The following is a 24,487-nucleotide window of genomic DNA, read 5'->3' on the forward strand; positions in this document are numbered from 1 at the left end:
TCTTCAGCTTGCGGGTTTTTCCCAGCGGTATTGCGCCAGCTCCGGGTTCAACGGGGTGCGCGCAAACACGTTAGCGAAGTTGCACAGGGTTGCCAGGCTCACGCCCAAAATAACTTCCAGCGCCTGGCCCTGGGTATAACCGGCGGCCAGGAACGCATCAAAACCGGCATCGCTGACATCGCCACGGCTGGCGATCACTTCGCGGGTAAACGCAGCCAGGGTTTCATAGCGGGCATTGGGCAGCTCACCGCGTTGGCGCAGGGCGTCGATGACTTCTTCCGGCAATTTGGCTTTGTTGCGTGCCACGGCAGTATGGCCGGCCACACAGAAATCGCAGCCGTGGGTGGTGGCCGCAATCAACTGCACCACTTCGCGATCGGCCAGGCTGAGTTCGGCCTTGGCGTTCAGCCCGGACACGGTAATATAGGTCTCCAGCGCCGCCGGAGCGTTGGCCAGTACCGCCAACAGGTTGGGGATGAAACCCGAGCCTTTCAGCGCGTTTTCCAGGAAGGGCTTGGCCGCGTCCGGCGCGGTTTCAGGGGTAAGCAGGGGTACACGGGACATGGAGTGGTCTCCTGATGGGTTCGTGTATCCAGTCTGTTGGTTATAAGAAATCGTCTCAATAGGCTAAAGTAGCGATTACTTGCTCTTGAGTCTTTCCATTAGATGAATTCGTCCAGTGCACTTGTCGATTGGTTATTAGACAGCCTCGAACTCGACACCAGCCTGTTCCATGTGGGCCGCTACTGCGGCGACTGGCATGCGAGCACCCACGGCCTGGCGAGCGCCAGTTTCCACCTGATTGTGCAGGGTCAGTGCTGGCTGCATATCGAGGGCGACGCCACGCCGCATCGGCTGGATAACGGCGACGCGGTGTTCCTGTTGCGCGACCTGGAATATCGGCTGTCCGGTGAGCCCACCGCCGCCGGCGCCCAGGAATGCCCCCGTGTACCGATGGAGCCCCTGGACAGCGCCGCCAGCGATGGCGTCGGCCTGGTCTGCGGGTTCTTTCACTTCCAGTCCGGCCTGTCGGCGATGATCGTCGACACCCTGCCCGCCTGGATCATCCTGCGCGCAGGCGACCCTTCGTTGACCGCCGCGCGCAACCTGTTCGACCTGATCCTGCAAGAGTGCGAGCGCGTGCCTGCGCCCTCCTCTGCCTTGCTTGAGCGGCTGTGCCACCTGTTGTTCCTGTATGTCCTGCGCCAACAAGTGCTGGACAACCGTGAACTCGGCGGCCTGGCGGCGCTGGCCCGGCAACCGGCGTTCGCCAACTTGCTGGAGCAGTTGATCGCCCAGCCCGCCGAGGCCTGGACCCTGGAAAGCATGGCCGCCTGCACCGGGTTGTCGCGCTCGGCGTTTTTCAAGCGTTTCAATGAACTGTGCGGGCAGTCGCCAGGGCAAGTGCTGCTGATGATGCGCATGCGCCATGCCTGCCAACTGTTCAAGCAGGACCAGACGGTAGCGGACGTCTCGCTGGCCGTGGGGTATCAGTCGGTGGCGGCGTTCACCCGGGCATTTCACAAGGTCACCGGGCAACAGCCTGGGGCGTATCGCAAGGCCCAGGCCTAGCGCTGCAAACCGGTGTCGGGCCGGGCGCAGAGTTCGACCAGCCAGTCTACGAACACCCGCACACGCTGGGACAGTTGGCGGTGCGGCGGATACAGCGCCGACAGGGCCATTTTCGGCACCGCCAGGCTGGGCAATACCTGCACCAGAGTGCCCTCGGCCAATTGGCGCATCGCATGGTAACCGGGTGCCTGGATCAAGCCGAACCCGGCTTCACAGGCCGCGAAGTAGCCATCGGAACTGTTCACCGCCAAGCCTTTGGACAGGTTGACCGTGCGCAATTGGCCGTCGACCTCAAACTCCAGGCCAAAGCGTTTGCCCGTGACGCTGGAGACATACTCGACCATCTGATGGTTGGCCAGGTCCTGCAACGATGCAGGCATCCCTCTGCGCGCCAGATACGCCGGGCTCGCCAACGTCAATTGATCCATCATCGCCAGAGGCCGTGCCACCAGCGACTCATCCAGGGCCAAACCACCACGCAGCACGCAATCCACGCCTTCACGGATCAAGTCCACCGGACGGTCGTTCAGGCTGATCTCCAGTTCGATCTGGGGGTAGCGGGCGGTGAATGCCGGCAATGCAGGGATCACGATCAAGCGCCCTATTCCTGACGGCATGTCTACGCACAGGGTGCCGCGTGGATTCTGGCGCCGGGTGGAAAACACCGCCTCGGTTTCCTCAAGGTCCGACAGCAACTGTACACAGCGTTGGTAGTACGCCGCGCCATCCAGCGTCGGGCTGACTTGCCGCGTGGTGCGCTGCAACAGTTGCACGCCCAGGTGCGCCTCCAATTGCTTGATCAACACCGTCACCGAGGCGCGGGGCAATTGCAGGCTGTCGGCGGCCTTGGCAAAGCCGCGCAATTCGACGATCCGGGTGAACACGCGCATCGCGTTGAAACGGTCCAAGGGGCGGCTCCTTGCGCTGATTATTCAGATATTACGAATAGTGTTAGTGCTTTTAGCCGGTTTATCCCGGTTTTGTCGAGCGTGACAATGCAGGCCTTCCCACCCAAGGAGCACAACCCATGCATACCCGCACACTCGGCACCCACGGCCCACTCGTCTCAGCCATCGGCCTCGGCTGCATGGGCATGAGCGATTTCTACACCCCCGGCAGCGACACCCGCGAAGCCACGGCAACCCTGCACCGCGCGTTGGAGTTGGGCATCAACCTCCTCGACACCGCCGATATCTATGGTCCGCACACCAACGAAGCACTGATCGGCAAGGCCATCGTCGGCAAGCGCGACCAGGTGTTCCTGGCCAGCAAGTTCGGCATCGTGCGTGACCCGGCCAACCCCGCCGTGCGGGGTGTGAACGGCCGCCCTGAATACATCCGCAAGGCCATCGACGGCACGCTGCAACGACTTGGCGTAGAAACCCTCGACCTGTATTACCAACACCGTATCGACCCGGAGGTCGCCATCGAAGAAACCGTCGGCGCCATGGCCGAGCTGGTGCAACAGGGCAAGGTGCGTTACCTGGGGCTGAGCGAAGCCTCCGCCGCCACCCTGGAGCGCGCCCACAAGGTGCACCCGATCAGCGCCCTGCAAAGCGAATACTCGCTGTGGAGCCGCGACCAGGAACACAACGGCTGCCTCGCTGCCTGCCAGCGCCTGGGCATCGCCTTTGTGCCCTACAGCCCGCTGGGCCGTGGCTTTCTGACCGGCGCGCTGCAAAGCCCGGACGACTTCGGCGCCGATGACTACCGCCGCTTCAGCCCACGCTTCCAGGGCGAGAACTTCGGCAAGAACCTAGAACTGGTGAAAAACGTGCAGGCACTGGCCGCCGACAAGGGTATCAGCGCCGGGCAACTGGCGTTGGCGTGGGTGCTGGCGCAGGGTGATTTCATCATCCCGATTCCCGGCACCAAGCAGCGCAAATACCTGGAGGAGAATGTCGCCGCGCTGTCGGTCAGCCTCAGCCCGGGCGAACTGGCGGCGCTGGAGGCCATCTTCCCTGCCGAGGCGCCCGCCGGCTTGCGCTACCCCGAGGCCGTCATGGCTATGCTGGATATCTGAATAAATACCGCGTCGGTCACCGGCGCGGTATTTTCTTGCACCATCGTACCTAAAGCTCTGTCCTGCCAAGCCGATAGCCCTACGAAGCTCTAACAAAGCCGCGTCGACAATAAACGCTTCGTAAGGACGACCCCATGCCCCCACTGCGCTCCATCCAAGCCCGCTATACCCTGTTCCTGGTGCTGTTCGTCCTGGTGTTATTTGTGTTGACCGTGGTGGGTATCGGCCAGTTGGTCGCACCCAAGCTACAGCACACCGAAGAGCAGGTGGTGCTCAACCGTGTCGCCGAGGTCGCCGAGCAGATCCAGGGCGAACTCAACAAGGTCCAGTCCCAGCAACGCAGCATCACCCAGACCATTCCATTGCTCGACAGCGATGCCATCGACAAAGTCCTGCCGGGCCTGGTCGACCAGTATGGCGAGTTGAAAGTCTTCGGCGGCGGCATCTGGCCGCTGCCCAACCAGCGCACCCCGGGGCGCAACAAGCACAGCACGTTCTGGCACCGCGATGCATCGGGCAAGCTGACCGTGAACACCTTCTGGAACAGCGACCCGGCGCCCAACTATTACGACCAGAGTTGGTACAAGGGCGGCCTCGCTTCGCCACGCGGTCAATGTGCCTGGGCCGCCGCCTACAAGGACGACGCCAGCCAGGAGCCGCGCACCAACTGCGCCATGGCAATCCAGCGCGACGGCGTGCCTTATGGCGTCGCCACCATCGACGTGACCCTGGGCTTCTTCAATGATCTGGTGGCCAGCAAAGAGAGCGACATCGGCGGGCAAATGCTGATCGTTGAAGGCGACGGCAAGATCATCAGCAACAGCTCGCGCATCAGCGGCCCGGTGGTGTTGAAAAACATCAGCGAACTCACCGGCACCTCCGCGTTTGCCGCCCAGGTCAGCAAAGCCCTGGCCCATCGCGACCAGGCCCTGCAACGCAATGAGTTCGACAACCAGGGCGTGGCCAGCACCTTCTACATGCGCCCTATCGAAGGCACCCCGTGGTTCCTAGCCACCGCCCTGCCCACCTCGCTGATCACCGCCCAGCGCAATGACGTGCTCGGCAGCCTGGCGCTGTTGCAGATCCCCATGGTGTTGTTGCTGGTGCTGCTCGCGGTATATGCGATCCGCCAACTGGTGCAGCGCATGAAGTCGCTGAAAACCAATATCGACGCACTCTCCGCCGGCGACGCCGACCTCACGCGACGCATCACCATCCGTGCCGAAGACGAACTGGGCGCCATCGGCCATTCGGTTAACCGCTTTATCGTCTACCTGCAAAACATGATCGGCGAAGTGACCCAGGCCACCGGCGCCATGTCGTCGAGCCTGGCGCAGTTGCAACAGACCTCGGCGCACACCAACCAGATCCTGGTGCGGCATGCGTCGGAGACCGACCAGACGGTGACCGCCATTACCGAAATGAGCTCCACCGCCGACACCGTGGCGCAAAACGCCGCCGAAACCGCCGCGTTCACCCAGCGCGCCAACGAGCATGCCGATCGTTCCCGCGTGGTGGTCGGTGAGGCGTCCAACAGTGTCAGCGCGTTGATCGGCGAAGTCTCCAGCGCTACCCACAGCGTAGAGAACATGCGCCAGGACGCTGCACGCATCACCGAAACCCTCGGCGTGATCGGCGCGATTGCCGGGCAGACCAACCTGCTTGCCCTCAACGCCGCCATCGAAGCGGCGCGGGCTGGCGAGCAAGGCCGTGGGTTTGCGGTGGTTGCCGATGAAGTGCGCGCGCTCGCCGCACGCACCCAGGCCAGTACCTCGCAGATCAACGACATGCTCACGCGCCTGACCGCGGGCGTGAGTTCCTCGGTGGCAGCGATGGAAAACACCCAGGCCAGTTGCCAGTCGGCGGCGGACGCCACGGCGCGGGTGAATACCGGGCTGGATGAAATGGCCGGCTCCGTCAGCCATATCAACAACCTCAGCACCCAGATCGCCACGGCCGCCGAACAGCAAAGCGCGGTGACCGAGGAGATCAACCGCAGCATGGTGCAGATCCGACAAATGGTCGAAGAGCTGGTACAGAGCGGCCACGCCACCGAAAACAATACCCAGAGCCTGCTCGAGGCGAATGGGCGGGTGATTACCCTGATGAGTCGTTTCAAGGTGTGCTGATAAACGGCTGAAACACTCCCGTGCAATGTGCGGGAGTGGGACTATTCTGACAGTTCGAAGACGCACAGGAGGTGTGCCATGCGCGCAGCCGAGCAGTCGGTCCGCTTGGAACGGATCAGTCAGGAACGCTTTATCCAGGCTCCCATCGATGCCGTTTATGACTATGTGACCCAGCCGGATCGCTGGCACGAATGGCACCCCACGTCCCTCGGTGCCGATACCGGCACTACCGGCTCACTCCCCGCCGGCGCCCGCTTCACCGAAATGATCGACCTGCTGGGTGTACGCGTGCCCATGAGCTACCGCGTGCAGATCGCCCGGCGCCCCGGCGAGTTCAAGACCGTGTTCACGTCCCTGGCCGTGGATGGTTCGATTCACTACTTCCTCATGCCCCACCAGGGCGGCACGCTGTTCAAGCGGGTACTGACCTATGAAACCGAACTGCAACTTGCCACCTTGCATAAACGCATGATCGAACTGTCGGCGCTTGCCCTGGACCAGCTCAAGCACAGGCTGGAAAATCCACCGCTCGTATAATCTTGAAACATTCTCGCCCTGTGGACACTGGCTTGCCTGCGATGACGTCGTCATGATCGCCGCCATCCCACCTGCACGCGAGATCCTATGAAAATCCCATTGCGCCTGGCCCTGCTGTCGACCCTGTTCACCGCCACCCTGGCCCAGGCCGCCGACCTGATCCCCATCGACGTGCACCGCGACGCCAACTGCGGCTGCTGCAAAAAATGGATCAGCCACCTGGAAAGCAACGGCTTCAAGGTCAATGACCACGTCGAAGCCGACATGAGTGCCGTCAAGCAACGCCTGGGCGTAGCGCCGCGCCTGGGCTCGTGCCACACCGCCGTGATCGACGGCAAATTCGTCGAGGGCCACGTCCCCGCCGAACAGGTGCTGGCCCTGCGCAAGCGCGACGACCTGCTAGGAATCGCCGCGCCGGGCATGCCCATGGGCTCGCCCGGCATGGAAGTGGAAGGCCGCAGCGAGGCCTATCAGGTCATCGGCCTGACCCGTGAGGGTAAAGATGTCGTCGTGGCTGAATACCCGGCGCAATGATCGCGGGCTACCTGGGGTTATTCTTCGCGGCGTTTGGCGCCGCGACCTTGCTGCCCCTGCAATCGGAAGCCGTGCTGGTCGGCCTGCTGCTCAGCGGGCATTACAGCCTGTGGCTGTTGCTGGGCATCGCCACCCTGGGCAATGTGCTCGGTTCGGTGGTGAACTGGTGGCTGGGACGCTGGGTGGAGCACTTCAAGGGGCGGCGCTGGTTTCCGGTCAGCGACCAGCAACTGGACAAAGCCCGCCAGCATTACCAGCGCTGGGGCCATTGGACGCTGTTGCTCAGTTGGGTGCCGATCATTGGCGACCCACTGACGCTGGTAGCCGGAGTGATGCGCGAGCCGTTGTGGCGATTTCTGTTGCTGGTGACCCTGGCCAAAGGCCTGCGTTATGGCGCGCTGGCCGCCGTGACTTTGCAATGGGTTTAATCGCTGCTTAATCCTTGGGCAACAGCATCCGAACCACCTTTCCAGGAGCCCTGCCCATGCCTCTGTTCCGCGCTTTTTGCATCGCCGGCCTGCTCACGGCCACCGCCGCGCCGGTGTTTGCCGCCACCTACGGTCCTGAACTGCAAGGCTTCGACTACCCCTATCCGCTCAAGCATTTCGAGTTTCAATCCCAAGGCGAGTCCCTGCAAATGGGCTACATGGACGTTCCGGCCAATGGCAAGCCCAACGGTCGCAGCGTGGTGCTGATGCACGGCAAGAACTTCTGCGGCGCGACGTGGGAAAGTTCGATCAAGGCCCTGAGCGACGCCGGCTACCGCGTGATCGCGCCGGACCAGATAGGCTTCTGCAGCTCCAGCAAACCCGATCACTATCAATACAGCTTCCAGCAACTGGCTCTCAATACCCACCAACTGCTGGAAAAGCTCGGTATTCAGAAGGCTACCCTTGTCGGCCATTCCACCGGCGGCATGCTTGCCACGCGCTACGCGCTGATGTACCCCGGGCAAACCGAACAGTTGGCGCTGGTCAATCCGATCGGCCTGGAAGACTGGAAAGCGCTGGGCGTGCCGTCGCTCAGCGTCGACCAATGGTATGCCCGTGAGCTGAACGTCAGTGCCGAGGGCATCCGCAAGTACCAACTCAACACTTATTACGTCGGGCGCTGGAAGCCGGAGTACGAGCGCTGGGTAGACATGTACGCCGGCCTCAGCAACGGCCCCGGGCATACGCGGGTCGCATGGAACTCGGCGCTGATTTACGACATGATCTTCACCCAGCCGGTGTACTACGAGTTCAAGGACCTGAAGATGCCGACGCTGCTGCTGATTGGTACGTCCGACAACACCGCCATCGGCAAAGACGTCGCGCCGCCAGCCGTCAAAGCCAAGCTCGGCAACTACGCCGTGCTTGGCAAGCAGGCAGCCAAGCTGATCCCCCATGCCACCCTGGTGGAATTCCCAGGCCTGGGGCATGCGCCGCAAATGGAAGAGCCGGCCCGGTTTCACGCAGCACTGTTGCAGGGGCTGAACGCCCTTTAATCCAACCTTTTTCGAGGCACTCGTTGAATGTCGGTACAGATCGCAGTCATTGATGATTGGCAGGACGTGGCCAGAGGCGTGGTGGATTGGTCTGTCCTTGAGGCAGTAGGCCAGGTGCACTTCCTGCACGATTACCCGGCGGATACCGCCACGATGATCGAGCGTTTGCAGGGGTTCGAGGTGATTTGCGTGATGCGCGAACGCTCCACCTTCGACAAGGCGCTGCTGCAAGGCCTGCCCCGGCTCAAATTGCTGGTGACCGGCGGCATGCGCAACGCCGCCATCGACATTCCCGCCGCCAAGGCCCTGGGCATTCAGGTCTGCGGCACCGACAGCTATAAACACGCCGCGCCGGAACTGACCTGGGCATTGATCATGGCTTCCACCCGCAACCTGGTGGCCGAAGCCAATTCGCTGCGTGCCGGCCATTGGCAGGTGGGCCTCGGCGGCGACCTGCACGGCAAGACCCTGGGGATTCTCGGCCTGGGCAGCATTGGCCAGAAGGTCGCGCAGTTTGCCCAGGTGTTCGGCATGCGCGTGATTGCCTGGAGTGAAAACCTCACGCCGGAACGTGCCGCCGAGTCCGGCGTGACCTGGGTCAGCAAGCAAGCGCTGTTTGAACAGTCGGACATCCTTACCGTTCATCTGGTACTCAGCGACCGTAGCCGTGGGCTGGTGGATGCCCAGGCGCTGGGCTGGATGAAACCCGGCGCGCGCCTGGTCAACACTGCACGCGGGCCGATTGTGGATGAGCAGGCACTGGTGCAGGCCCTGGAAAGCGGCCGCCTGGCCGGGGCGGCACTGGATGTGTATGCCGAGGAGCCATTGCCGGCGGATCACCCGTTGCGCACGTTGCCAAATGTGCTGGCCACCCCGCACGTGGGCTACGTGAGCGAGCAGAATTACCGGCAGTTCTATTCACAGATGATCGAAGACATTCAAGCCTGGACGAACGGCACGCCCATTCGCGTGCTGGGCTGACGCACCGTTTCTGTGCGTTCGCACTCTTATAGCGAACCGCCTTGCTGTGGCGAGCGGGTTGTTGTGGCGAGCGGGCTTGTTGTGGCGAGCGGGCTTGCCCCGCGTTGGAGCGCGAAGCGCTCCCCAATGCTCCATAGCCCAACGCAGGGCAAGCCTGCTCGCCACAGAGCACCTGGCATATGGTTACAATTTTTTTGTCCTACAAAATATTCCCAGAAAGCCTACAGGCTCTGGGATCTGTCCTAGACTCATGACCGATGGGTCCGTTCCAAAACAAAAACCCCGCAAAAAATCTAAACTTTTCAACTCGGCCATTGGTCAAGTTTTAAGGTACGACGAGCACACACGGTTCCAGCCCGATGCCCGTCCATCCAATCTATATCTGCCAACCGTGCAACTGGCATAAGCCTTGCCAGATCTGTACAGCGCTTGTGCGCGTGGCCGCAGGATGCGGTCGACGGAGTTAATGGCAGCCGGCCATTAGCCGACCAACACGTGGAGAGAATTATGATCAGTGCCGCTGCAAGTATTCAGGGAGAGCGTGTTAGTCAGAGCGTTGGCGGGGTCGCCGCGTTGGCTGACCTCACCACAGTGCGGCCGGTTCCGAGCCACAACCCCAACCGTAAGAAAGTCCTGTTTGTGACCTCCGAGTTCGCCGACCTGGTGAAAACCGGTGGCCTGGGCGACGTCTCCGCCGCCCTGCCCCGCGCCATGGCCCACCTGCACGATGTGCGGGTGCTGATCCCCGGTTATCCGCAGGTGATGGAAAGCGACAACCCGATCCATATCATCGGTGAGCTGGGCGGCCACGCGGCGCTGCCGCCGTGCAAGATCGGGCGCATGGACCTCAAGGATGGCCTGGTCATCTATGTACTGATCTGCCCCGAGCTCTACGAGCGCGAAGGCACGCCCTACGGCGCCAACAACGGCCGCGACTGGCCGGACAACCATATTCGTTTCGCCCGCCTGGGCCTGGCCGCCGCCGACATGGCCGCCAACCTGGCACAGATCCACTGGTGCCCGGACCTGGTGCACGCCCACGACTGGCCCGCCGGCCTGGCCCCGGCGTACATGCACTGGCGTGGGTCACGCACGCCGACATTGTTCACCATCCATAATCTGGCCTATCAAGGCGTGATCAGCCTGGCGTCGACGCCAGAGCTGGGCATTCCACCTCACGCTCTGCAGCAGGAGGGCATGGAGTTCTACGGCAAGATGTCGTTCCTCAAGGCCGGCATGGCGTATTCCAGTCATATCACCACGGTGAGCGCCACCTATGCCCGGGAAATCACGACGCCCGAGTTCGGCTGCGGCCTCGATGGCTTTTTGGCCAGCAAGACCCAGCAAGGTTTGCTCAGCGGTATTCCCAACGGCATTGAAGACAGCTGGGAAACCTCCACCGACCCGCACTTGACGCACAACTTCAACATCGGCGACTGGGAAGGCAAAGCCGTGAATGCCGCACAGGTGCGCAACCTGTTCGGCCTGCATGACTCGACCGGCCCGCTGTTCGCCGTGGTCTCGCGCCTGGTGTTCCAGAAAGGCCTGGACCTCACCGAAGCGGTGGCCAGTTTTATCGTCGAGCAAGGTGGGCAGATCGCCATTATCGGTCGCGGCGAGCCGGAAGAAGAAAACGCCATGCGCGAACTGGCGCTGCGCTTTCCCGGCCAGATCGGTGTGCGCATCGGCTTCAACGAGACCGATGCCCGCCGCATGTTCGCCGGCAGCGATTTCCTGCTGATGCCTTCGCGCTACGAGCCCTGCGGCCTGAGCCAGATGTACGCCCAGCGCTTCGGCTCGCTGCCCGTCGCCCGCAACACCGGCGGCCTGGCCGACACCATCGAAAACGGTGTGACCGGCTTTCTGTTCAATGAATCCACGGTCGACAGCTACAAAGAAGCCTTGAACCGCGCGTTCAAAGTGTTTGCCTTCCCTGGCCTGCTCAATGCCATGCGCAGCCGAGCGATGACCCAACCGTTCAACTGGAGCCAGGCGGTGGAACCCTACGCCGAGCTGTACGAGCGACTGGTGGCTAAAGCACTGGGGAAATCCGCTAAATAATCATCGGGAGGTCTCTATAGATGCCGTTAAGGACTCTGGAAACCTGGCCCCACGGCGCAATCATGCTGGACGCGCAACACACGCGTTTCGCCTTGTGGGCGCCAGACGCGTTTTATGTCAGCGTTGAATTGGAACACGGCAAGTCTGTTGCCATGCTGCCCCAGGCAGATGGCTGGTTTGAAACCGAAATAGCGTGCCCGGCGGGCACGCGCTACCGCTTCAATATCGATGGGCAAATGGATGTACCCGACCCGGCCTCCCGGGCCCAGGCTGCGGATGTGCACGGTTGGAGCGTGGTGGTCGATTCCCTTGCCTATCACTGGCGCCACAGCACTTGGCAAGGCCGCCCCTGGCACGAGGCCGTCATCTATGAACTGCATGTCGGCGCCATGGGGGGTTATGCCGGCATCGAACAACATCTGCCACGCCTGGCCGAGCTGGGTGTTACCGCGATTGAATTGATGCCGTTGGCGCAATTCCCCGGTGATCGCAATTGGGGCTATGACGGGGTCCTGCCCTACGCGCCCCAAGCCTCCTACGGCACGCCCGAACAGCTCAAGCACCTGATCGACAGCGCCCACGAGCACGGCCTGGCGGTGATCCTCGACGTGGTCTACAACCACTTCGGGCCGGACGGCAACTACCTGGGTCAGTATGCCAAGGGCTTCTTCCAGGAAGACGTGCACACGCCCTGGGGCGCCGGGATCGATTTCAACCGGCGCGAGGTGCGCGACTTTTTCCTGGATAACGCCTCGATGTGGTTGCTCGAATACCGCTTCGACGGCCTGCGCCTGGACGCCGTCCACGCCATCGACAACCCGGACTTCCTCAAGGAACTGGCGCACCGGGTGCGCGAGCAGGTGGATTCCGGCCGGCACGTCTGGCTGATGCTGGAAAACGAACTCAACCAGGCCAGTCTCCTGCAGCAGGATTTCGACGCGCAATGGAACGATGACTTCCATAACGTCCTGCATGTGCTGCTGACCGGCGAAACCGACGCGTATTACAGCGACTTCGCCGAAGAGCCCACGGCCAAACTGGCGCGCTGCCTGGGCGAAGGGTTTATCTACCAGGGCCACACCACCCGGCATGGACATGAACGTGGCGAACCCAGCGGGCATCTGCCGCCGAACGCGTTTGTGGCCTTCCTGCAGAACCACGATCAGATTGGCAACCGTGCCCTGGGCGAGCGCCTGCATCAACTCTGCTCGCCGCAGGCATTGAAGGCGGCGACCGCCCTGCTGTTGCTCTCCCCGATGATCCCGTTGATGTTCATGGGCGACGAATCGAACGCCCGCGAGCCGTTCCTGTTTTTCACCGATCACCATGGCGAACTGGCAGAAGCCGTGCGCGAAGGCCGTCGCAATGAGTTCAAGGATTTCGCCGCGTTCCAGGACCCGGAGCGACGCGAACGCATCCCCGACCCGAATGCCCTGACGACCTTTTCGCAGACCACGCCAAGCTTTCACGAGAACGAACACACCGAGCTCTACCGCCAACTGCTGAGCCTGCGCCACGGCCACATCGTGCCGCACTTGCCCGGCAGCGTGGCCCTGGGCGCCGAGGTGCTGGCCGAAGGCGCCGTCAGCGCTCGTTGGCGCCTGGGCAATGGCAGCCTGTTGCAGATCGACCTCAACCTGAGCGCCAACCCGCTGGATCACCCAGCGACGGCGCCTGTGCTGTTTGAAACGCCTGCCAACGCCGGCGCGCACCTGCCGCCGTATAGCGCACGCGTCACCCTATCCCCTGTTGGAGAGCACTCTTGAGCGAAGCGAACCTGGAAATCCTCGCCAGCCGAGCGGGCCTGGCCGTCGATTGGATCGACGCAAACGGCCGCCCGCAACGTGTCAAACCCGACGCCCTGCGCGCCGTCCTCAAAGGCCTGGGCCACCCCGCCGACACCGATGCCGAAGTCAACGCCAGCCTGCGGGCACTGGAACAGGTGCAACAAGACAAACACCTGCCGCCCCTGCTGACCATCGACAGCGGCGCAGGCCTGGACCTGGCCCGCTACTTCGAACCGGACACCCTCTGCCGGGTCTGCCTGGAAGACGGTGAAACCCTGGAGCTGCGCCTGGATGGCGACGCCGTCCTGCCCGGCGTCATCGCCCTCGGCTACCACCAGGTGCATATTGCCGACCAGACCTTCACCCTGGCCGTCGCGCCCACCCATTGCTACAGCGTGGCCGAAGCGGTCGACAGCCGACCTGCCCGCGCCTGGGGCCTCAGCGCGCAACTGTATAGCTTGCGCCGCCTGGGCGATGGCGGCTTCGGCGACACCCTGGCCCTGGAGCACCTCGCCCGCTCAGCGGCCGAGCGTGGCGCCGATGCCCTGGCGATCAGCCCGATGCACGCGATGTTCAGCGCCGACACCGCGCGCTACAGCCCGTACTCTCCCTCCAGCCGCTTGTTCCTCAACAGCCTGTATGCCTCGCCGGGTTGCATCCTGGGCGAGCGCAAAGTGCGCAACGCCATCGAAGCCAGCGGCCTGGCGGATGAACTGCACGACCTGGAGCAACACAGCCTGATCGACTGGCCCACCGCCGCGAACGCCAAGCAGCGCCTGCTGCGTGCGTTGTACGAAGACTTCCGCCACGGCCACCACCCGCAACACGCCGACTTCCAGAGTTTCCGCCAGGCCGGCGGTGAGGCCCTGGAAAACCACTGCCGCTTCGAAGCCGCGCAAACCGCCCGCGCCGCCGCCGGTGAAGACCTCGACTGGCGCCATTGGCCAGAAGACTGGCGCACCCCACAGAGCCCGGCATTGGCCCTGTTCGCCGAAGACCACCGTGAAGAGATCGGCTACTTCGCGTTCTGCCAATGGCTGATCGCCCGTTGCCTGGAGCGCGCACAACAAGCCGCACGCGGCAGCGGCATGGGCGTCGGCCTGATTGCCGACCTGGCAGTGGGCGCCGACGGGGGTGGCAGCCAGGCCTGGAGCCGCCAGGATGAATTGCTCGCCGACCTGACCGTGGGCGCGCCACCCGACATTCTCAACCGCGCCGGCCAGGGCTGGGGCATTTCCGCGTTCTCCCCCGAAGGCCTCAAGCGCCACGGCTTTCGCGCCTTTATCGAAATGCTGCGCGCCAACTTCGCCCACGCCGGCGGCCTGCGCATCGACCACGTGATGGGCCTGCAACGCCTGTGGGTGATGCCCGTGGACGCCTCGCCGCGTGACGGCGCCTACCTGTATTACCCGGTGGACGACCTGCTGCGCCTGCTGGCCCTGGAATCCCACCGCCACCGGGCCATCGTGCTCGGTGAAGACCTGGGCACCGTGCCGGACGGTCTGCGCGAAAAGCTCATCGCCCGCTCGATCCTGGGCATGCGCGTGTTGCTGTTCGAACAGAACCACGAAGGCCAGTTCAAGCCGATCCTCGACTGGCCGGACAACGCCCTGGCCACCACCAGCACCCACGACCTGCCGACCCTCAACGGTTGGTGGCACAGCCGCGATATCGAGTGGAACATCCAGCTGGGTCTGATCGATGCGCCGACCGTGGAGCAATGGAGCGAGCACCGCCTGCGCGAACGCCAGGCACTGCGCCAGGCCTTGAGCCAGGATCCGCAGAACTTCGTCGAAGAGATCCGCAATGAAACCGACCACATGATCGACGCCAGCGTGCGCTACCTCGGCCACACCCGGGCCCCACTGGTGTTGCTGCCGCTGGAGGACGCCCTCGGCGTTGAGGAACAAGCCAACCTGCCCGGCACTACCGATACCCACCCCAACTGGCGCCGCCGCCTGTCGGGCGAGGCGTCCAGCCTGCTCGACAATGCCGGCGCCGCCCGCCGCCTCGAACTGTTGGCCGTCGCGCGCAACCAAGCCTATGAGCGTGACCGATGAAAGCCCTGCCCCTGCGCGCCACCCAGCGCCTGCAATTCCATAAAGGTTTCACCCTCGATGACGCGGTGCCACTGGTGCCGTATTTCGCCCGTTTGGGCATCAGCCACCTGTATGCCTCGCCGCTGCTGAGTGCACGCGCCGGTTCCATGCACGGCTACGACGTGGTCGACCCCACCACGGTCAACCCGGAACTCGGCGGCGAACCGGCCCTGCGCCGTCTGGTCGCTGCGCTGCGTGAACACGACATGGGGTTGATCCTCGATATCGTCTCCAACCATATGGCCGTCGGCGGGGCCGACAACCCCTGGTGGCTGGACCTGTTGGAGTGGGGCCGCCTGAGCCCCTACAGCGAGTTCTTCGACATCCAGTGGCATTCGCCCGACCCCTTGCTCAAAGGCCAATTGCTCATGCCGTTCCTCGGCAGCGACTACGGCGAAGCCCTGCAGGCCGGCACCCTGACCCTGCACTTCGATGCCGACCACGGCGCGTTCCATGTCGAGCATTACGAACACCGTTTCCCCATCTGCCCCAAGGATTACGCGGCGATCCTGGGCACCGATGAACGGCTCCACCCCCTGGCCGAGCGCTTCAGCGCCCTCGCCTGCCAGGACGACGCTTACCACGCGGCCGCGTCGCTCAAGCAAGCGCTGGCCGAGCGCGCCACTGTCGTGCTGCCGGCGATCGAACAGCGCTTGAAGGCTTTCGACGGCCGCCAGCCTGAGGGATTCAAGCGCCTGCATCAGTTGCTGGAACAACAGGCCTATCGCCTGGCCAGTTGGCGCACCGCGGCGGACGATATCAACTGGCGGCGCTTCTTCGACGTCAACGAACTCGGTGGTCTGCGCGTGGAGCGCAGCGCTGTGTTCGAGGCCACCCATGGCAAGATCTTCGAACTGATCAGCGAAGGCCTGGTGGATGGCCTGCGCATCGACCACATCGACGGCCTGGCCGACCCGCGCGGTTACTGCCGCAAGCTGCGCCGTCGGGTGGACTCGCTGTCACCCGAACGGCACTTACCGATCTTCGTGGAGAAGATCCTCGGCGAAGGCGAAACCCTGCGCGACGACTGGCAGGTGGACGGCACCACCGGCTACGAGTTCATGAACCAGTTGTCGCTGCTGCAACATCACCCGGACGGCTTCGCGCCATTGGCCGCGTTGTGGACCCGTCACAGCGAGCGGCCTGCTGCGTTTATCGAAGAAGCGCAATTGGCCCGCCAGCAGATCCTCAACGGCTCCCTCGGCGGCGACTTTGAAAGCGTGGCCCAGGCCCTGCTGCAAGTGGCCCGCGACGATGTGATGACCCGCGACCTGACCCTCGGCGCCATCCGCCGGGCCTTGCAGGAACTGATCGTGCACTTCCCGGTGTACCGCACCTATATCAGCGCCCGTGGCCGCAGTGCCGCCGACGACAGGCTGTTCCAACAGGCCATGGATGGCGCCCGCACCACCCTGGGCGAAGGCGACTGGCCGGTGCTCGACCACCTGGCCAACTGGCTGGGCGGCCAGCCGTGGCGCAATCGCCCGGTGGGCCGTGAACGCAAGATCCTCAAGCATGCCTGCGTGCGCTTCCAGCAACTGACGTCGCCCGCCGCCGCCAAGGCCGTGGAAGACACCGCGTTCTATCGCTCGGCGGTATTGCTGTCGCGCAACGACGTGGGCTTCAGCACCGAACAGTTCAGCGCCCCCTTGGCCGACTTCCATGGGGTCAACCAGCAACGGTTGCAGAGCTTCCCTGACAACCTGCTGGCCACCGCCACCCATGACCACAAGCGCGGCGAAGATACCCGCGCGCGCCTGGCCGTGCTGAGCGAGTGCGCGGCGTGGTACGCCGAGCAGGTCGAGCAGTGGCGCGCCCTCGCCGCGCCACTGAAGACGGATGCAAGCACGCCTTCAGCGGGCGATGAATTGATCCTCTACCAGGTACTGCTGGGCAGTTGGCCCCTGGACCAGACCGATGACTTCGAGGGCTATCGGCAGCGCCTGTGGCAATGGCAACAGAAAGCCCTGCGCGAAGCCAAATTGCAAAGCAGTTGGAGCGCGCCCAACGAAGCCTATGAACAAGGCGTCGAAGCCTTCCTGTCGCTGCTGTTGCTCAGCGATGAAGGCCAGGTGTTGCGCACTGCCATCGGCGCGGCGGCCCAGGCCATCGCGCCGGCCGGTGCGCTCAATGGCCTGGCGCAATCCTTGCTTCGCATGACGGTGCCGGGTGTACCGGACCTGTACCAGGGCGCCGAGTTCTGGGACTTCAGCCTGGTGGACCCGGACAACCGCAGGCCGGTGGACTTCAACGCCCGGCAACAGGCGCTGGATACCCCACCGGACATCGGCGAACTGTTGTTCAACTGGCGCGACGGGCGTATCAAACAGGCATTGATTGCCCAGGTGCTGGGCTTGCGCAAGGCCTGTCCCGAGCTGTTCCGCAAAGGAACCTACACACCGCTGCAAGTGCTTGGCAAACACGCCGAACGGGTGGTCGCGTTCGCGCGCGAGCACCAGGGCAACTACCTGCTGGTGGTGGTGCCGAGATGGCCGCATGACCTGCTTGAAAACGGTGTGCATCCCAAGATCAATGCGCAGGTTTGGGGCGACACACGGGTGAAATTACCGTTCGCCGCGACAAACAAAAACTGGAAGGGACTTTTTCATACAGGCGCAGTCACACCAGACAAGGAGCTGTTGATCAGCACTGCCCTGGGGGATTTCCCGGTCAATGTCCTTATCAATCCTGATGATCAAGAAAGCTGAAAATTTTCTGTTGAGGAGCATTGCGATGAGTACTGACGAAAAACGCATAAAAGAGTTGGCGCACCAGATCTGGGAGTCCGAAGGCAAGCCCCATGGGCAAGACGCGCGGCATTGGGAGATGGCGCGCAAACTGGCCGAAGCCGAAGCGCTGACGCCGAGCAAACCCAAGGCGGCCGCCAAGCCCAAGCCAGCCACCAAAGCCAAGCCTGCGCCCAACAAGCCGGCGCCACCGGCGGCTAAAAAACCTCCCGCGCCGAAGAAACCCAAGCCTTGATACCCCCCTCTTGCCGGCACGGTCGGCAAGAGGTGATTCCACCTTCCAGATTCTCAGCTGAAATTTCATCGGCACGGCCGCGTTCGGCCTGAAAAACATCTTTGCAGGAGCAAGTTTTCAATGAGCAAACCCGATAAAACCCCACCGACGCCGGGCAATGAACCGTCGCGGATCCGTGAAGGTTTGCCCTTCCCGCTGGGCGCGACCTGGGATGGCCTGGGCGTCAACTTCGCCCTGTTCTCGGCCAACGCAACCAAGGTCGAACTGTGCCTGTTCGATGATTCCGGCGAGGTCGAGCTGGAACGCATCGAACTCCCCGAGTACACCGACGAGACCTTCCACGGCTATCTGCCCGACGCCCACCCCGGGCTGATCTACGGCTACCGCGTGTACGGTGCTTACGACCCGGCCAACGGCCACCGTTTCAACCACAACAAATTGCTGATCGACCCCTACGCCAAGCAGTTGGTGGGCGAGCTCAAGTGGTCGGAGGCGCTGTTCGGCTACACCATCGGCCACCCGGACGACGACCTCAGCTTCGACGAGCGCGACAGCGCACCCTTCGTGCCCAAATGCAAGGTGATCGACCCGGCGCACACCTGGGGCAACGACCAACCGGTACGCGTGCCGTGGGACCGTACGATCATCTACGAGACCCATCTTCGCGGTATCAGCATGCGTCACCCTTCCGTAGCCGATGAAGTACGCGGCACCTGCGCCGGGCTGATGGAAGACGACGTGCTCAAGCACATCCGCCAACTGGGCGTGTCGTCGGTGGAGCTGCTGCCGGTGCATGCCTTCGTCAATGACCAGCACCTGCTGCAAAAAGGCATGACCAACTACTGGGGGTACAACAGCATCGCGTTTTTTGCCCCCGACCCGCGCTACTTGGCCAGCGGTAAGATTGCCGAGTTCAAGGAGATGGTCGCGCACCTGCATGAACAGAAGCTCGAAGTGATCCTCGACGTGGTCTACAACCACACCGCCGAAGGCAACGAGCGCGGCCCGACGCTGTCCATGCGCGGCATCGACAACGCTTCGTACTACCGCCTGATGCCGGACGACAAGCGTTTCTACATCAACGACTCCGGCACGGGTAACACCCTGGATCTGAGCCACCCGTGCGTATTGCAGATGGTCACCGACTCGTTGCGTTACTGGGCGACCGAGATGCACGTCGACGGCTTCCGCTTCGACCTGGCGACCATTCTTGGCCGCTACCGCGAGGGTTTCGACGAGCGTCACAGCTTCCTCGTGGCTTGCCGCCAGGACCCGGTGCTGCGCCAGTTGAAAATGATCGCCGAGCCCTGGGACTGCGGCCCCGGTGGCTATCAAGTGGGCAATTTCCCGCCGGGCTGGGTGGAATGGAACGACCGTTTCCGCGACACCGTGCGTGCATTCTGGAAAGGCGATGACGGCCAACTGGCCGACTTCGCGGCCCGCATGACCGCCTCCGGCGAAATGTTCAACCACCGTGGGCGCCGTCCCTACAGCTCGGTGAACTTCATCACCGCGCATGATGGTTTCACGCTGCATGATCTGGTCTCCTACAACGACAAGCACAACGAAGCCAACGACGAAAACAATCAGGATGGCAGCAACAACAACCTGTCCTGGAACCACGGCGTCGAAGGCCCGACCGACGACCCGCAAATCAACGCCCTGCGCCTGCGACAGATGCGCAACTTCTTCGCCACATTGCTCCTGTCCCAAGGCACGCCGATGCTGGTGGCTGGCGATGAGTTTGCGCGCACCCAGCACGGCAACAACAACGCTTACTGCCAGGACAGTGAGATCGGTTGGATCAACTGGGACCTGGACGAAGATGGCAAGGCGCTGCTCAAGTTTGTGAAGCGCCTGATCAAGCTGCGCCTGGCCTACCCGATCCTGCGTCGTGGTCGCTTCCTGGTGGGCGACTACAACGAAGACATCGGCGTGAAGGACGTCACCTGGCTGGCGCCGGATGGCAACGAGATGACCACCGAACAGTGGCAGGACAGCAACGGTCGCTGCCTGGGCATGTTGATGGATGGTCGCGCCCAGGAAACCGGGATTCGCCGTCCCGGCGCCGACGCTACCTTGCTGCTGGTGGTCAATGCCCATCACGACATGGTCAACTTCCGCTTGCCGCCGGTGCCCGAAGGTGAGTTCTGGACCTGCATGCTCGACACCAACGAGCCCGCCGTACGCGGTCAGGAACGCTTTGAGTTCGATCACGAGTACGCCGTGACCGGGCGCTCGCTGTTGTTGTTCGAGTTGCAGCGCGAAGACGAGGTGTGAGATGGCTCTGCATGGATTCCTTCAAGGCTTCCGGGGCTATGCGGACACGCAAGCCCTGGGCGACGCCCTGAAGGCCCTTCAGGAAGAAGGCCTGGACCAACTGCCGCTGCCCGGCGGCGGTCAGACCCTGGCGCGGTTCAGTCGCCTGGCGCAGGTGGCGGGTCATGACCTGCGCCTGTGCAAGCTGTTCGAAGGCCACACCGATGCCCTGGCAATCATTGCCGAGCTCAACTCCCCACTGCCGCCCCTGGGCAGCACGTGGGGCATGTGGGCCGCCGAGCCGCCAACGGCGAAGGTGCGCGTGCGCCAGGAGGGCCATCGCCTGCGGGTGCAAGGCCGCAAGGCCTGGTGCTCCGGCGCGGCGGTGGTGAGCCATGGGTTGTTGACCGCCTGGGACGAAGACGATCGCCAGCAGTTGGTGGCCGTGCACATGGATCAACCCGGCATTGTGGTCACGGATGAGGGGTGGAACGCGGTGGGTATGGCGGCCACCGGCAGTGTGGAAGTCGTGTTCGACGGGGCCTGGGGATTGGCGGTGGGCGGACCGGGGGATTACCTCGCCCGCCCAGGCTTCTGGCAAGGCGGTATCGGTATCGCCGCCTGCTGGTACGGCGCCGCGCAACGCCTGGCCGAGGTCTTGCGCGCGCAGTGCAGTAAACGCCCGGAACCCCACGCCCTGGCTCATCTGGGCGCCGTCGACAGCGCACTGAACAGCGCCGCCTGTGTGCTGCGTGCCAGCGCGGCACAGATCGACCTTGAGCCCAAGGCTGACGCCCGGCAATTGGCCCAGCAGACGCGGGCCTGTATCGAAGACACGGTCGAGCAGGTCATACGCCATGTCGGGCGCGCCGTCGGCGCCGGTCCTTACTGCAAGGACCCGCACTTTGCCCAGTTGATGGCGGACCTGCCGGTGTATGTACGCCAGAGTCATGCCGAACGCGACTTGGCCGGGCTCGGAGAGCTGGTGGCCGGTGAACCCACAGGGAGGTGGCAGTTATGAGACCCAATCCGATCGTTGGCCAGGGCACGCCGCTGCATCACTGGCAGGCCTCGCCGAAAATGGCCGACTTGCCGTCGATCAGCGTCGAGCAGTTGGTGCCCAGCGGCCACCGTGCGGTGATCATCGCACCACATCCGGATGATGAAATCCTCGGCTGCGGCGGCCTGATGCAGGGCCTGGCGGCACTGGGTAGGCCGATCCAATTGATTTCGGTGACCGACGGCAGCGCCAGCCACCCCGGCTCGCAGCGTTGGCCAGTGGAGCGTTTGAGCGTGGTGCGCCCGCAGGAATCGGCACAGGCCCTGCACCGCCTGGGGTTGCCGCTGCACAGCCTGAAATGGCTGCGCGCCGGTTTTACCGACAGCCAGGTGGCGGCGCGGGAACAGGAACTCGTAGGGTTTATCCAGCGCTACCTCAAACCCACCGACGTAGTGTTTACCACTTGGCGCGAAGACGGCCATTGCGACCATGAGGCCGTCGGGCGTGCCAGCGCCCAGGCCTGCACGGCGGTCGGCGCTACCCTGTATGAGCTGCCGGTGTGGACCTGGCACTGGGCAACGCCCGAAGACAGCGGGGTGCCCTGGCACCGTGCACGTAAGATTCCGCTGACCTGTGAAGCCGTTGCCCGCAAACGGCATGCCATCCACGCCTTCGCCAGCCAACTGGAAGGCGACCCGCAGATCGGCCTCGCGCCGGTGCTGGCGCCCTACGTGGTGGAGCGTCTGTTGCAACCCTTTGAAGTGGTATTTGTATGAGTGTGGCCACGCCTTACTTCGACCAGCTGTTCGCCAATAACGATGATCCCTGGGCCTTTCGCCAGCGCTGGTATGAGCGGCGCAAACGTGCGCTGACCCTGGCGATACTCACGCGGCCCCGCTACGCCTCGGTGTTCGAACCCGGCTGCGCCAATGGTGAGCTGAGTTTCGAACTGGCACCGCGCTGCGATCGCCTGCTGTGCTGCGACACCGCCGCAGCCGCCGTGGCCCTGGCGCGCACTCGCTTGCTGGGGTTCCCCCAGGCCCAGGTGCAGCAGTGCCGCTTGCCCAAACAGTGGCCGGCGGGCCAGTTCGAGCTGATCGTATTGAGCGAGTGGTGCTACTACCTCGACGCCGATGACCTGCGCCAACTGATCGATCGCGTCCGCACCGCGCTGACCGCCGACGGCCAGCTGCTGGCCTGTCACTGGCGCGCGCCTATCGACGGTTGCCCGCAAACCGCGGAACAGGTACACGCCCTGCTCCATGAACGCCTGGACATGCCTCGCGTCGCCAGCCACCACGAACCTGATTTCCTGCTCGACCTCTGGAGCCGCGACGGCACCTCGGTCGCCACCCTTGAGGGCCTGCGATGATCGGCATTCTGATCCCGGTGCATAACGAAGAGGCGTTGCTCGGCGACTGCCTGGAAGCCGCGTTGGTCGCCGCCCGCCATCCTGGCTTGCTCGGCGAAACCGTGACTATCCTGGTGGTGCTCGACAGCTGCAGCGATGCCAGCGCCGCCATTGCCCAGGCCTACCCGGTGCAGTGCCTGGAAGCCCAGGCGCGCAACGTGGGGCATGTGCGTGGCGTGGGTGCGCGGCATTTGCTCAATCAGGGCGCACGCTGGATCTCCTGCACCGATGCCGACAGCCGGGTAGCCCCCGACTGGTTGGTGGCCCAATTGGCGCTGGAGGTGGACGCCGTGTGCGGCACCGTCACGGTCGATGCGTGGAGCGAGGGTTTCGACCCCGTCGCGCAGATTCGCTACCACCAGGGCTACGAGGCCCGCGACGGTCATCGGCATATACACGGAGCCAACCTGGGAGTGAGCGCCGGTGCGTACGTGCGCGCCGGTGGTTTCGAGCCGTTGGCGTGCCATGAGGATGTGCAATTGGTGCGCAACCTGGAACTATGCGGCGCCTCCATCGCCTGGAGCCACGGCCCGCAGGTGATTACCAGTGCGCGCCTGGACGCCCGTGCACAAGGGGGATTCGGCGATTACTTGAAGAGCCTGATGCACGCCACCTGAAAAAACGCCGTTACCGAATGTGAAACCGAGCAATCCTTGTCTATGCTGAGAACGCCTTGCTGGCATTCCAGGGTTGGAATGCCATGCAGCCACTGCGGCGGAGCCTGTGGTGGAAACAAGAGAGTCGTCCCGTCAACGGGGCACGACCCCGCATCAACCGACAAGGATGTGACACCCCATGAAGCTTGCTTCCTTAAGCGATGGCCGCCGCGGCCCCGCGCAAGTCTGGAACAGCGCCCCGCAACTGGCGCTGATCCCCCCCGTTACGCCCTCCTCATTAGTGCCGCCTGGCGCACGCGTGGTGATCATCGCGCCTCATCCCGGCGATGAAGTGCTGGCCTGCGGCGGCTTGCTGCAATTGCTCAGCACGCTGGAACACCCGCTGCAACTGATCTCCATCACCGACGGCAGCGCCAGCCATCCTGGGTCCAACGTGTGGCCGGCGAGCCGCTTGAGCGTGGTCCGCCCCCAGGAAAGCGCTGAAGCCCTGCGCCGCCTGGGCATGCCGCTGCACAGCCTGAAATGGATTCGCGGTGGTTTCTGCGACAACGCCCTCGCCGCCCGCGAGCCGCAACTGAGCCAATTCATTGCGCGTTACCTGCAGCCCGGCGACGTGGTGTTCAGCACCTGGCGCAACGACGGCAATGACGACCATGACGCGGTCGGTCGTGCCAGTGCCAAGGCGTGCAGCCTGGTGGGCGCGCAGTTGCACGAACTGCCGATCTGGGCGTGGCACTGGCCTGCTCGCGAAGGCGCGCTCATTCCCTGGCAACGCGCGCGCAAAGTACGCCTGGACACCTGGGCCGTGGCGCGCAAACTCCACGCCGCCCATGCCTATGCCAGCCAGTTGGCCGGTGACCCGCAGATCGGCTTGCCGCCCATACTGGCCCAGGTGCTGCTGGAACGAATGCGTGAACCTTATGAAATCGTGCTGTCCTGACACCCAACTCGTTCATACCTGTTAATTCTGACAGTGGCGGCCTGGCGAATCACTGGCTAGGGTGGAAAA

21 protein-coding genes are annotated in these 24,487 nt (G+C 63.5%); 19 read left to right on the forward strand and 2 right to left on the reverse strand.

The window, feature by feature from the left end:
- Nucleotides 1–3: 3 nt before the first annotated feature.
- Nucleotides 4–564, reverse strand: a complete 561-nt coding sequence (locus tag BM017_RS10935; protein WP_092243867.1) for a carboxymuconolactone decarboxylase family protein — start codon at nt 562–564, stop codon at nt 4–6.
- A gap of 102 nt (nt 565–666) precedes the next feature.
- Here BM017_RS10935 and BM017_RS10940 point away from each other — a divergent pair, with 102 nt between their 5' ends.
- The gene (locus BM017_RS10940) at nt 667–1,572 is read left to right on the forward strand and encodes an AraC family transcriptional regulator (RefSeq protein WP_092243870.1); all 906 of its coding nucleotides are present in this window, start codon (nt 667–669) and stop codon (nt 1,570–1,572) included.
- On the opposite strand, the gene BM017_RS10945 is transcribed toward BM017_RS10940, so the two are convergent.
- Complete coding sequence (locus BM017_RS10945) at nt 1,569–2,480, reverse strand: LysR family transcriptional regulator (RefSeq protein WP_092243873.1); 912 nt, start codon at nt 2,478–2,480, stop codon at nt 1,569–1,571. The genes BM017_RS10940 and BM017_RS10945 overlap by 4 nt on opposite strands.
- 119 nt (nt 2,481–2,599) lie before the next feature.
- On the opposite strand from BM017_RS10945, the gene BM017_RS10950 reads away from it, so the two are divergent.
- The 18 genes from BM017_RS10950 to BM017_RS11035 all read left to right on the forward strand — a co-directional run bounded on the left by BM017_RS10950 (nt 2,600) and on the right by BM017_RS11035 (nt 24,418).
- Complete coding sequence (locus BM017_RS10950; RefSeq protein WP_071488175.1) at nt 2,600–3,595, forward strand: aldo/keto reductase; 996 nt, start codon at nt 2,600–2,602, stop codon at nt 3,593–3,595.
- Between the two features lie 134 nt (nt 3,596–3,729).
- On the forward strand, nt 3,730–5,724 hold the full coding sequence (locus BM017_RS10955; protein ID WP_092243875.1) for a methyl-accepting chemotaxis protein: 1,995 nt from the start codon (nt 3,730–3,732) through the stop codon (nt 5,722–5,724).
- 78 nt (nt 5,725–5,802) lie between these two features.
- Nucleotides 5,803–6,261 (forward strand): SRPBCC family protein, encoded by a 459-nt coding sequence (locus tag BM017_RS10960; protein WP_071488173.1) that lies wholly within the window; start codon nt 5,803–5,805, stop codon nt 6,259–6,261.
- Nucleotides 6,262–6,348: 87 nt separating this feature from the next.
- Nucleotides 6,349–6,795 carry a DUF411 domain-containing protein gene (locus BM017_RS10965; protein WP_092243878.1) on the forward strand — a complete coding sequence of 149 codons (447 nt, stop codon included), beginning with the start codon at nt 6,349–6,351 and terminating at the stop codon, nt 6,793–6,795.
- Nucleotides 6,792–7,223, forward strand: a complete 432-nt coding sequence (locus tag BM017_RS10970) for a YqaA family protein (protein WP_092243881.1) — start codon at nt 6,792–6,794, stop codon at nt 7,221–7,223. Before BM017_RS10965 ends, BM017_RS10970 begins: the two co-directional genes overlap by 4 nt.
- 56 nt (nt 7,224–7,279) lie before the next feature.
- Nucleotides 7,280–8,281, forward strand: coding sequence for an alpha/beta fold hydrolase (locus BM017_RS10975; RefSeq protein ID WP_092243884.1), 1,002 nt, complete (start codon nt 7,280–7,282; stop codon nt 8,279–8,281).
- Nucleotides 8,282–8,308: 27 nt separating this feature from the next.
- Nucleotides 8,309–9,262, forward strand: a complete 954-nt coding sequence (locus BM017_RS10980) for a D-2-hydroxyacid dehydrogenase family protein (RefSeq protein WP_092243888.1) — start codon at nt 8,309–8,311, stop codon at nt 9,260–9,262.
- A 507-nt stretch (nt 9,263–9,769) separates the two neighbouring features.
- A complete protein-coding gene (glgA, locus tag BM017_RS10985) occupies nt 9,770–11,323 on the forward strand; it encodes a glycogen synthase GlgA (protein WP_092243891.1) in 1,554 nt (517 codons plus the stop codon).
- Nucleotides 11,324–11,343: 20 nt separating this feature from the next.
- Nucleotides 11,344–13,089, forward strand: a complete 1,746-nt coding sequence (treZ, locus tag BM017_RS10990; RefSeq protein ID WP_092243894.1) for a malto-oligosyltrehalose trehalohydrolase — start codon at nt 11,344–11,346, stop codon at nt 13,087–13,089.
- Nucleotides 13,086–15,170, forward strand: a complete 2,085-nt coding sequence (gene malQ / locus BM017_RS10995) for a 4-alpha-glucanotransferase (RefSeq protein WP_092243897.1) — start codon at nt 13,086–13,088, stop codon at nt 15,168–15,170. Before treZ ends, malQ begins: the two co-directional genes overlap by 4 nt.
- Entirely contained in the window at nt 15,167–17,917 is a 2,751-nt protein-coding gene (locus tag BM017_RS11000) for a malto-oligosyltrehalose synthase (RefSeq protein ID WP_092243900.1), read from the forward strand. The genes malQ and BM017_RS11000 overlap by 4 nt, the downstream gene beginning before the upstream one ends.
- A gap of 25 nt (nt 17,918–17,942) precedes the next feature.
- Complete coding sequence (locus BM017_RS11005) at nt 17,943–18,191, forward strand: DUF2934 domain-containing protein (protein ID WP_092243903.1); 249 nt, start codon at nt 17,943–17,945, stop codon at nt 18,189–18,191.
- Between the two features lie 120 nt (nt 18,192–18,311).
- Nucleotides 18,312–20,471 (forward strand): glycogen debranching protein GlgX, encoded by a 2,160-nt coding sequence (glgX, locus tag BM017_RS11010; protein WP_071488163.1) that lies wholly within the window; start codon nt 18,312–18,314, stop codon nt 20,469–20,471.
- 1 nt (nt 20,472) lies between these two features.
- Nucleotides 20,473–21,471 carry an acyl-CoA dehydrogenase family protein gene (locus tag BM017_RS11015; protein WP_092243905.1) on the forward strand — a complete coding sequence of 333 codons (999 nt, stop codon included), beginning with the start codon at nt 20,473–20,475 and terminating at the stop codon, nt 21,469–21,471.
- Nucleotides 21,468–22,226 carry a PIG-L deacetylase family protein gene (locus BM017_RS11020; protein WP_092243908.1) on the forward strand — a complete coding sequence of 253 codons (759 nt, stop codon included), beginning with the start codon at nt 21,468–21,470 and terminating at the stop codon, nt 22,224–22,226. Before BM017_RS11015 ends, BM017_RS11020 begins: the two co-directional genes overlap by 4 nt.
- A complete protein-coding gene (locus BM017_RS11025) occupies nt 22,223–22,822 on the forward strand; it encodes an SAM-dependent methyltransferase (protein WP_092243911.1) in 600 nt (199 codons plus the stop codon). Before BM017_RS11020 ends, BM017_RS11025 begins: the two co-directional genes overlap by 4 nt.
- Nucleotides 22,819–23,478 carry a glycosyltransferase family 2 protein gene (locus tag BM017_RS11030; protein ID WP_071488159.1) on the forward strand — a complete coding sequence of 220 codons (660 nt, stop codon included), beginning with the start codon at nt 22,819–22,821 and terminating at the stop codon, nt 23,476–23,478. Before BM017_RS11025 ends, BM017_RS11030 begins: the two co-directional genes overlap by 4 nt.
- A gap of 178 nt (nt 23,479–23,656) precedes the next feature.
- Nucleotides 23,657–24,418, forward strand: coding sequence for a PIG-L deacetylase family protein (locus tag BM017_RS11035; protein ID WP_092243914.1), 762 nt, complete (start codon nt 23,657–23,659; stop codon nt 24,416–24,418).
- The last annotated feature ends 69 nt before the right edge of the window (nt 24,419–24,487 follow it).

This window comes from Pseudomonas sp. NFPP04 (genome assembly GCF_900113815.1).
Lineage (GTDB): Bacteria > Pseudomonadota > Gammaproteobacteria > Pseudomonadales > Pseudomonadaceae > Aquipseudomonas > Aquipseudomonas extremorientalis.

Bases quoted from the DNA above. Each gene is read 5' to 3' on its own strand.
- BM017_RS11030 (WP_071488159.1), top strand. From the start codon at position 22,819: ATGATCGGCATTCTGATCCCGGTGCATAACGAAGAGGCGTTGCTCGGC.
- glgA (WP_092243891.1), top strand. From the start codon at position 9,770: ATGATCAGTGCCGCTGCAAGTATTCAGGGAGAGCGTGTTAGTCAGAGC.
- BM017_RS10965 (WP_092243878.1), top strand. From the start codon at position 6,349: ATGAAAATCCCATTGCGCCTGGCCCTGCTGTCGACCCTGTTCACCGCC.
- BM017_RS11015 (WP_092243905.1), top strand. From the start codon at position 20,473: ATGGCTCTGCATGGATTCCTTCAAGGCTTCCGGGGCTATGCGGACACG.
- BM017_RS11035 (WP_092243914.1), top strand. From the start codon at position 23,657: ATGAAGCTTGCTTCCTTAAGCGATGGCCGCCGCGGCCCCGCGCAAGTC.
- BM017_RS10940 (WP_092243870.1), top strand. From the start codon at position 667: ATGAATTCGTCCAGTGCACTTGTCGATTGGTTATTAGACAGCCTCGAA.
- BM017_RS11025 (WP_092243911.1), top strand. From the start codon at position 22,223: ATGAGTGTGGCCACGCCTTACTTCGACCAGCTGTTCGCCAATAACGAT.
- BM017_RS11005 (WP_092243903.1), top strand. From the start codon at position 17,943: ATGAGTACTGACGAAAAACGCATAAAAGAGTTGGCGCACCAGATCTGG.
- BM017_RS10935 (WP_092243867.1), bottom strand. From the start codon at position 564: ATGTCCCGTGTACCCCTGCTTACCCCTGAAACCGCGCCGGACGCGGCC.
- BM017_RS10950 (WP_071488175.1), top strand. From the start codon at position 2,600: ATGCATACCCGCACACTCGGCACCCACGGCCCACTCGTCTCAGCCATC.
- treZ (WP_092243894.1), top strand. From the start codon at position 11,344: ATGCCGTTAAGGACTCTGGAAACCTGGCCCCACGGCGCAATCATGCTG.
- BM017_RS10975 (WP_092243884.1), top strand. From the start codon at position 7,280: ATGCCTCTGTTCCGCGCTTTTTGCATCGCCGGCCTGCTCACGGCCACC.
- BM017_RS10970 (WP_092243881.1), top strand. From the start codon at position 6,792: ATGATCGCGGGCTACCTGGGGTTATTCTTCGCGGCGTTTGGCGCCGCG.
- BM017_RS10960 (WP_071488173.1), top strand. From the start codon at position 5,803: ATGCGCGCAGCCGAGCAGTCGGTCCGCTTGGAACGGATCAGTCAGGAA.
- BM017_RS10980 (WP_092243888.1), top strand. From the start codon at position 8,309: ATGTCGGTACAGATCGCAGTCATTGATGATTGGCAGGACGTGGCCAGA.
- BM017_RS11000 (WP_092243900.1), top strand. From the start codon at position 15,167: ATGAAAGCCCTGCCCCTGCGCGCCACCCAGCGCCTGCAATTCCATAAA.
- glgX (WP_071488163.1), top strand. From the start codon at position 18,312: ATGAGCAAACCCGATAAAACCCCACCGACGCCGGGCAATGAACCGTCG.
- BM017_RS11020 (WP_092243908.1), top strand. From the start codon at position 21,468: ATGAGACCCAATCCGATCGTTGGCCAGGGCACGCCGCTGCATCACTGG.
- BM017_RS10955 (WP_092243875.1), top strand. From the start codon at position 3,730: ATGCCCCCACTGCGCTCCATCCAAGCCCGCTATACCCTGTTCCTGGTG.